General features: G+C 68.6%; 8 protein-coding genes. 6 read left to right on the forward strand and 2 right to left on the reverse strand.

The window, feature by feature from the left end:
* Positions 1-8 precede the first annotated feature (8 nt).
* The gene (locus ACE3P6_RS09845) at positions 9-932 is read right to left on the reverse strand and encodes a dimethylarginine dimethylaminohydrolase family protein (RefSeq protein WP_374394324.1); all 924 of its coding nucleotides are present in this window, start codon (positions 930-932) and stop codon (positions 9-11) included.
* A 16-nt stretch (positions 933-948) separates the two neighbouring features.
* Complete coding sequence (locus ACE3P6_RS09850) at positions 949-2553, reverse strand: amidohydrolase (protein ID WP_374394326.1); 1605 nt, start codon at positions 2551-2553, stop codon at positions 949-951.
* 229 nt (positions 2554-2782) lie between these two features.
* Here ACE3P6_RS09850 and ACE3P6_RS09855 point away from each other — a divergent pair, with 229 nt between their 5' ends.
* From ACE3P6_RS09855 to ACE3P6_RS09880, 6 genes are all read left to right on the forward strand, one after another.
* Positions 2783-3667, forward strand: coding sequence for a LysR substrate-binding domain-containing protein (locus tag ACE3P6_RS09855; protein ID WP_374394330.1), 885 nt, complete (start codon positions 2783-2785; stop codon positions 3665-3667).
* A gap of 111 nt (positions 3668-3778) precedes the next feature.
* Complete coding sequence (locus tag ACE3P6_RS09860; RefSeq protein ID WP_374394333.1) at positions 3779-4804, forward strand: ABC transporter ATP-binding protein; 1026 nt, start codon at positions 3779-3781, stop codon at positions 4802-4804.
* Between the two features lie 54 nt (positions 4805-4858).
* Complete coding sequence (locus ACE3P6_RS09865; RefSeq protein WP_374394336.1) at positions 4859-5974, forward strand: ABC transporter substrate-binding protein; 1116 nt, start codon at positions 4859-4861, stop codon at positions 5972-5974.
* Positions 5975-6035: 61 nt separating this feature from the next.
* A complete protein-coding gene (locus ACE3P6_RS09870) occupies positions 6036-6848 on the forward strand; it encodes an ABC transporter permease (RefSeq protein ID WP_374394339.1) in 813 nt (270 codons plus the stop codon).
* Positions 6845-7657, forward strand: a complete 813-nt coding sequence (locus ACE3P6_RS09875; protein WP_374394343.1) for an ABC transporter permease — start codon at positions 6845-6847, stop codon at positions 7655-7657. Before ACE3P6_RS09870 ends, ACE3P6_RS09875 begins: the two co-directional genes overlap by 4 nt.
* The coding region (locus ACE3P6_RS09880; protein ID WP_374394346.1) for a thiamine pyrophosphate-binding protein at positions 7657-8033 on the forward strand (377 nt) is incomplete at its 3' end. The genes ACE3P6_RS09875 and ACE3P6_RS09880, both read left to right, overlap by 1 nt.

Genomic DNA, 8033 nt, shown 5'->3' on the forward strand with positions numbered 1-8033 from the left:
CGGGTCGGTCACGGCACCCGTTTCAGCGCCTGCGCCATGCAGTGGATGCCGCCGCCGGTCTTGGAGATTTCCGACATGTCGACCCCCACCACCTCGAAGCCGCGCGCCCGGAGCTGACCGATCAGCGCCTGCGAGGATTTCGGCGCGATCACCCGGTCGCCGCCCAGCGACATGAAGTTGCACCCCAGGGCCATCGTGTCCTGGAACGGCACGTCGATGATCTCGTGGCCCTTGCCCTTCAGCCAGTCGACGATGCCCGGCTCGGTGCAGGCGAGGCAGACGGCGGTCAGCTTCGGCGCCACCGGCACCACCATCAGGTCGATGTGCACATAGTATTCGTCGATGAAGGCCAGCCGCACCTCCCAGCCCTCGGCCTCGAACCACTGGGCGACCTGTCGCGCGCCCTCCTCCTGGGTGCGCGCGCCGCCGCAGCCGATCAGCACGCAGCCCTCCTCGATCACGTCGAAGTCGCCGCCCTCGAAGGTGCCGGCCGTCACCATGTCGTAGATCGGGATGCCGAGCTTCTCGTAGTGCCGGATCGCGGCGTAGTTCTCGCCCCGCCGCCACCAGTTGGCCATTGCGGTGATGATCGCTCCATAGGGCGTCATCACGCTGGAATCGCGGGCATAGACCTGCATCGGCAGTTCCGGCTCGGGCTCGTAGATGTGGACCTTGACGCCGAAATGCTCGTAGGCCGCCACCAGATCCTTGTGCTGGGCCTGCGCCACCTGGACGTTGCACGGCGCCTCGCGCAGGTGCTTGCGCGACAGGCTCGATGTCGCCATGTGGCGCAGGAAGCGGGGGCTGCCCAGAAGCACGTCGGTCAGCCGGTCGGTCTCGTTGGCGAAGCCCCACTGCGACAGCGGCGCGGTGCCGCCGCCGGGCTTGCGGCGTTGCAGGCTGAAGGCGTCGGGACGGGTCTGCACGTTCATGGCTTTCTCCTCAGGGTCAGGCGCCGGGCATGGCGGAGGGAATCCACCAGTCCGGCCCGCGTGTGGTGGTGACGTATTCGGGCCAGCGGAAATGGATCGGCGGGGCGTAGTCGCAAAGCGGCGCAATCCAGGCGGAACCGCCGACGCCGACGCCGGTGCGCTCGCGGAACTCGGCCCAGGCGGCGTCGCGCGCCGCGCCGTCCTCGATCAGCCTGAGCGCCGACAGCGCCAGCACCTCGGCCGCGCGTTCCACCATCGGGTCGATCGTCGCCCTGATGCCGCCGAGCGCGTTCATCACCCAGGACGGATAGGCGAAGCCTTCGGGCGCGCGAAGCGCCGGCCGGGCGATGTAGAACCGCGCGGTGGGCGCGTGCCAGCACATGTCGGTGTAGTCGTCCGAGGTCGAATGGGTCTGCGAGGGCGCAAGATCGCGGCGCAGGATCGCCTCCGCCGCCTCCGGCTCGACCAGCCGCGACATTTCCGGGATGAAAGGGTCGTCCATCGGCGTCAGGCCGAGGTTGGCCTGGATTTCCCGCGCCACGGCAGCGGCCGCATCGTCCCAGCCCGGCGCGCCCCGCCGCTGCATCGCGTCCCAGACCACCCGCGCCACCGCATGGTTGGCGAGGCCCGGGCGCGACTTGGCAACCCAGTGGCGTTCCCACCGGCAACCGGTCATCGCCGCCGCCGCCTCGGCGTTGCGGTCGAGCGCGGCGGTCACCGCCTCGGCCATCGCGATCGTCGGCACCCGGATCATGTATTGCAGTTCGGCGAGCCCCGCCGGCTGGTTGTCGGCGGTGGCCTGCCCGGCGGTCAGGATCGCCTCGGAAATCGACCAGCCGCCCTGGTGCGGCAGCATCGAATCTCGCAGGCTCTTCGAGGTCAGGAACATCAGGTTCAGCGCGTCGTTCGCCCCCGGCGCCCGGATCGCGCTGTGCGACTGCGGGATCGGCGCGCCGTCGCCTCCGCCGTGATCCGTGCCCCAGCCTTCCGGCGCGTCGCAGAGGAAGCGGTAGATCATCGACCAGCCGGCGCCACAATGGGTCTCCCAGCGGACGGTATTGCACATCGGCAGCATGTAGAACGGGTGGAACGACAGGATCGCCGCCAGCCCGTCGTAATAGCCTTTCGCGGCATGGATCGGCTTCGATCCGCGCACCTTCTCGGCCGGTTCGCCGGTGAAGCGGATGCCGCCTTTCAGCCCGTGCCGCTCCATCGCCGCCTTGACGGCGAGCGCGCCGCCGAGCGACGCGATGCCGAGGCCGGAATGCGGATCGGTATGGCCGCCCGCCTGGAAGCCGAGCCCGGCGCGCGGCTCGCGCCGGGTGCTGGCGGCCTGGCAGTTGCCGGGGATGCCGTCGTATTCGGCATACATGCCGATCACCGGGCCGTCACCGTTCGACCATTCGGCGCAGAAGGCGGTCGGCATCCCGCCCGAGCCTTCCTCGACCGCAAAGCCCTCGGCCCTGAGCCGCGCCACATACCATTCGGCCGAGCGGTATTCCCGCCAGGCGGTCTCGCCGAAATCGAAGATCGTCGCGCACCAGTCGGAAAGCTCGCCCCTGCGTGCGGCGATGACGCTGAGCGCGGTGGATTGCGCGGCGCTGAGATCGTCTGCTGTCATGACGGATGTCCTCCGCTTGCCCGGCGCTTGCCATACGGATGCCCGACGGAAAACCGACGCGAACCCGACGCGAATCCGACCGCCTCTTCCCGGGGCCCTTCTCCATCGCTACACGCCGTAGCGGCCCGGTACCAAGTGAAACCTCTTCCCGCAAACGGCAAATGATTTTCACCTTGGGCTGGCGCTCTGCATGCGGCCGGGCTAGTCTGGCCCGATTGCAGGAGGCCCCATGCGGCGCATCCCCTCCACCCAGGCGCTCCGCGCGCTGGAAAGTTTCGCCCGCCACGGCACCGTCTGGCAGGCGGCGGACGAGCTGAACCTGACCCGCAGCGCGGTCAGCCACCAGTTGCGCCTTCTCGAACGTGACCTCGGCTTTCGGCTGATGAACCGCGTCGGCACGCGGGTGGAGCTGACGCCGCAGGGCGTGACCTATGCCGTAGACGTGCGCCGGGCGCTGTCGATGATCTCGGGCTCGGCCACCCGCAACGCGGCGCGCGGGATCAGCGGGACACTCACCGTCAGCAGCCCGCCGGGCTTCGCCTCAAGCTGGCTCTGCCCCAAGATCGGCGCGTTTTCCGAAGCCTTCCCCGATGTCTCGCTCTCGCTGGTGACGCCACGCCGGCTCGACGACGTGAGCAACCCGGACGTGGACATCTTCATCACCTTCGGCCATGGCCACCAGCCGGGGATGGAGGTCGAGCTTCTGAGGGCGGTGGAGTTCACGCCGCTCTGCAGCCCGATCCTGCTCAACCGGATCGACGGGCTCGACGCGCCCGAGGGTCTGGCGCAGGCGACGCTGCTGCATCTGGGTGACTTCCAGGACTGGGAATCGTGGTTCGGCCTTGCCGGTCTCGGCGTCGAGGGCGCGCGCACCGGCATCCGGTTTTCCGACATGAACCTCGTCTATGCCGCCTCGCTCGGCGCGCAGGGTGTGGCGATGGGCGACGAATTCATCTGCCAGCAGGCGATGGACGCGGGCCTTCTGGTGCGCCCCTTCGACCTCTCGATCCGTTCGCCGCGGTCGTATTTCATGATCGTCCCGCCGGAACGGTCCGGCAACCCCGCCGGTGCGGCCTTCCGCGGCTGGCTGCGCGGGGAGATGCCGCAGGGCTAGGCGGCGCGGAGGGTGATCGGCAAATCCTGTTTCACGAGGGATGGAAAAACTTTCGGTTGCCTAGAACCACCCCCGATCCCTAGGCTCATCCTCGGAGCAAGAGGGACCCCTGTGACCCAGGCAGCAGAAATCGGCGCCTCCGGCATCGGCAAGGAGTTCGGCCAGTTCACCGCGCTGGCCGATGTCACGCTGACCGTCGCGCGGGGCGAGTTCCTGACCCTTCTTGGCCCTTCCGGCTCGGGCAAGACGACCTTCCTGATGGTGTTGTCCGGGTTCGAGGCGCCGACCTCGGGGCGGCTCAGCCTCGACGGGCGCGACATGACCGACATGCCCGCCGAGACGCGCGGCTTCGGCATGGTGTTCCAGGGCTATGCGCTGTTTCCCCACATGACGGCGGAGGAGAACATCGCCTTTCCGCTGAAGGTGCAGGGCCGCACTGGCGCCGAGGTGAGGCGCCGCGTCGCCGAGATGGTGGAGATGGTCGGGCTCGGCGGGCATGGCCACAAGCGGCCGTCGGGCCTTTCGGGCGGCCAGCAGCAGCGCGTGGCGCTGGCGCGCGCCTTGGCCTACGGGCCGCCGGTCCTCCTGCTCGACGAGCCCTTCTCGGCGCTCGACAAGAACCTGCGCGGCCAGATGCAGGACGAGATGCGCCGGCTCCACCGCGAGACCGGCACCACCTTCGTCTTCGTCACCCACGACCAGGAGGAGGCGCTGGCGCTCTCGTCGCGGGTGGCGATCTTCGAGAAGGGGCGGCTCCAGCAGATCGCGGCGCCGCGCGAGGTCTATGAACGTCCCGCCAACCGCTTCGTCGCCGAGTTCCTCGGCGACAACAACATACTGCCGGTCCGGGAGGGCCGGGTGGAGGGGCGGGCGGTCGAGGGCGCCGGTGCCGGGGGCGACCTGGCGATCCGGCCGGAATACATGGGGCTGAGCCTTGCCGAGCCCGCCACCGGCAACGCGGTTCCCGCCACGCTGAGCGACCTCACCTATCTCGGCGCCGGGACGCGGTTGACACTCGTCACCCCGGCCGGCACGGCGCTGGTCCTGCACCAGCCGACCGCCGGCCTGCCCGAGGGGCTTTCCCCCGGCGCCGCCGTCTGGGCCACCTGGACCCCGGACCGCGGCTTCCTGCTCTGACATCCTGCCGGGCGACCGGCGCAACGACCGACCAACGACAACAGGGAGAAGAAAATGAACGGACCTTTCCAGCGCGATTGCCTCGACATCCTGAGGACCCGGGCCGCCCGGGGACAGATCTCGCGGCGCGACTTCACCACGGGCCTCGCGCTTCTCATGGGCAGCTCGGCGCTGGGCCTGCGCGGCACCGCGGCGCTGGCCCAGGCCAAGGAGCTTGTCTTCGTCAACTGGGGCGGCGATGCCGGCACCGCCTATGACGAGGCCTATGGCAAACCCTTCCTCGCCGCGACCGGCATCACCGTAAAGCAGGACGGATCGGGCCCGACCGAGGGCGCCGTCGCGGCGCAGGCCGAAAGCGGCAAGCCCACCTGGGACATCGTCGACATCGATCCCTTCTCGGCCGAGGCGCTGGGCAAGAAGGGGATGATGGAACCGATCGACTATGCCGTCGTCGACAAGGGCAAGATGCGCGAGGGCTTCGGCTGGGACCATTCCGCCTCGAGCTACTTCTACAGCTACATCATCGCCTACGACGCCGCGAAGTTCAAAGACAGCCCGCCGAAGACGATGGCGGATTTCTTCGACGTCGAGAAATTCCCCGGCAAGCGGTCGCTCTACAAATGGGGCACCGGCATGTGGGAGGCGGCGCTTTTGGCCGACGGCGTGGCGCCGGATGCGCTCTATCCGCTCGACCTCGAGCGTGCCCATGCCAAGCTTGCGGCCTTCAAGGAGCATGTCGTGGCCTACTGGGGCGGCGGCTCGGAAAGCCAGTCGATCCTTCTGAACGGCGAGGCGTCGATGGCGCTGATCTGGTCGACCCGCGCCAAGCTGATCGAGGAGGATTCGGGCGGCGATGTGTCCTTCATCTGGGACCAGGGTCTGATCGCGCCGGGCGCGATGGGGGTCCTGAAGGGCAACCCCGGCGGCAAGGAGGCGGCGATGCAGTTCATCGCCTCGGCGCAGGATCCCGAAAAGCAGCTCGTGATGTTCCGGATGCTGGGGCAGGGGCCGGCCAACCCCGCGGCCGACGCGCTGCTGCCGCCGGAGGAGGCGCGCTACAACCCGGTGGACCCGGCCAACTTTGCCGTGCAGATCCCGCTCGACATGCCGTGGTACGAAGAAAACTACGGCCCCGCGCTGGATGAGTTCCTCAAGATCATCTCGGCCTGAGGAACCGCCGCCCCCGGGCCTTCCGGGGGCGGCCTTCGGACCCCGTGACATCGGACACCGGATGACCGCGCGCCACATCCTTCTTCTCGGGCCGCTGATGCTGCTGCTGGCGGTGGCCTACCTGCTGCCGTTCCTCGGCGTCATGCAGTGGAGCGTGACGCTGCCCGAACCGGGGCTCGGCCAGTATGCCGTGGCGCTGACCGATCCGCTGGTGCTCGGCGTGATCTGGCGCACGCTGCGCATCTGTGCGGTGGTGACCGTGCTTGCGGTCGCGGCGGCCTATGTGCTGACGCTGATCTGGGTGCGCGGCGGGCCGGTGGCGCGGGTGGCGATCGAGCTTTGCATCCTGATCCCGTTCTGGATTTCGGTGCTGACCCGTGCCTTCGGCTGGCTCGCGCTTCTGTCGAACAAGGGCATTCTCAACACCTGGCTGCAACACCTCGGCATCCTCTCGGAGCCCCTGACCCTGGTCAGGAACGAATTCGGCGTCGTCGTCGGGATGGTGCATTTCCTCATCCCCTTCGCGGTCTTCCCGCTCGCCTCGTCGATGCGGGCGGTGGACGAGCGCGTGCTGATGGCCGCGCGCGGCATGGGCGCCTCGCGCGCGCGCATCTTCTGGCAGGTCTTCGTGCCGATGACCAAGGGCGGCATCCTCGGCGCGGTGCTTCTGGTCTTCGTCTTCGCGCTCGGTTTCTTCATCACCCCGGCGATCCTCGGCGGCGGCCGCTCGGTGATGGTGGCGGAGCTGATCTACCTGCGCATCTTCCAGAGCCCGGACTGGGGTCTTGGCGCGGCGATCAGCGTGATCCTGATGGTGACGGTCGGCGCGCTGCTGGCGCTGATGCTGCGGCAGGTGCGGGGGACGGAGAGATGATCCAGTTGCGCCCCGGCCTGCTCGTGACGGTGCTGGCCGCGCTGATCGCGGTCTTCCTGCTGATGCCGCTTGTCGCGGTGATCCCGGTCAGCTTCACGCCGACCCGCTACCTTTCCGTCCCCGAGGGCGAATGGTCGCTGCGCCACTACCGTGCGCTGATCGAAAAGCCGGCCTGGGCCGAGGGGATATGGCTGTCGATCCGCATCGGCGTGGTGGCCTCGGTCGTCGCCACCACGCTCGCCACCGCCTTCGCGCTCGGCATCTGGATGATCCGGCCGCGCTTCGCGCCGGTGCTGATGGGGCTTGCGCTCTTGCCGATGGTGGCGCCGCCGGTGGTCTCGGCGCTGACGCTCTACTTCTTCCTGATCACGCTTTCCAAGCTGAACGGCTTCGTCGCCTATGACACCTGGGCCGGGGTGGCGCTCGCCCATGCGGTGATGATCGCGCCCTTCGCGGTGGTGCTGATCTCGGTGGCGCTGGCGCAGCTCGACCGGCGGATCGACCTCGCGGCGCGGTCGATGGGCGCAGGTGTGGGCACGCGGGTGTTCCGGGTGATACTTCCCAACATCCGCTTCACGCTCCTGACCGCGCTCTTCCTGACCTTCGTGCTGTCGTGGGAGGAAATCGGCGTGACGCTCTTCATCACCTCGGTCAATGCGGTTACGCTGCCGCGGCTGATGTGGATGGGGCTGCGCGACAACATCGACCCGGCGATCGCGGCGATCTCGGTGGTGCTGATCGTGATCGTGGTGACGGTGATCCTGGCCAAGACGGCCTGGCAGATGCGCAAGGGAGGCCGGGGCGCCTGATGACGACGGAAATCTCGACCGGGGTCTACCTGACCCATCTTCTGCGCGCCTGGGGGGTGGACACCGTCTTCGGCATCCCCGGGGTGCACACGATCGAGCTTTACCGCGGCCTTGCCGGCAGCGGCATCCGCCATGTCACGCCGCGCCACGAACAGGGCGCGGGCTTCATGGCCGACGGCTATGCGCGGGCGAGCGGCCGGCCCGGGGTCTGCTTCATCATCTCCGGCCCCGGCATGACCAACATCCTCACCGCGATGGGCCAGGCCTATGGCGATTCCGTGCCGATGCTGGTGATCTCCACCGTCAACGCGCATGGACGGATGGGCTCAGGCGAGGGCTGGCTGCACGAACTGCCGGACCAGCAGGCGACGGTCGC

This window comes from Tabrizicola sp. (genome assembly GCF_041911175.1).
In the GTDB taxonomy this organism is placed as follows: domain Bacteria; phylum Pseudomonadota; class Alphaproteobacteria; order Rhodobacterales; family Rhodobacteraceae; genus Tabrizicola.

What these genes read in the sequence shown, in the direction of transcription:
- ACE3P6_RS09845 (WP_374394324.1), bottom strand. Translation starts at nt 932, where the DNA reads ATGAACGTGCAGACCCGTCCCGACGCCTTCAGCCTGCAACGCCGCAAG.
- ACE3P6_RS09850 (WP_374394326.1), bottom strand. Translation starts at nt 2,553, where the DNA reads ATGACAGCAGACGATCTCAGCGCCGCGCAATCCACCGCGCTCAGCGTC.
- ACE3P6_RS09855 (WP_374394330.1), top strand. Translation starts at nt 2,783, where the DNA reads ATGCGGCGCATCCCCTCCACCCAGGCGCTCCGCGCGCTGGAAAGTTTC.
- ACE3P6_RS09865 (WP_374394336.1), top strand. Translation starts at nt 4,859, where the DNA reads ATGAACGGACCTTTCCAGCGCGATTGCCTCGACATCCTGAGGACCCGG.
- ACE3P6_RS09870 (WP_374394339.1), top strand. Translation starts at nt 6,036, where the DNA reads ATGACCGCGCGCCACATCCTTCTTCTCGGGCCGCTGATGCTGCTGCTG.
- ACE3P6_RS09875 (WP_374394343.1), top strand. Translation starts at nt 6,845, where the DNA reads ATGATCCAGTTGCGCCCCGGCCTGCTCGTGACGGTGCTGGCCGCGCTG.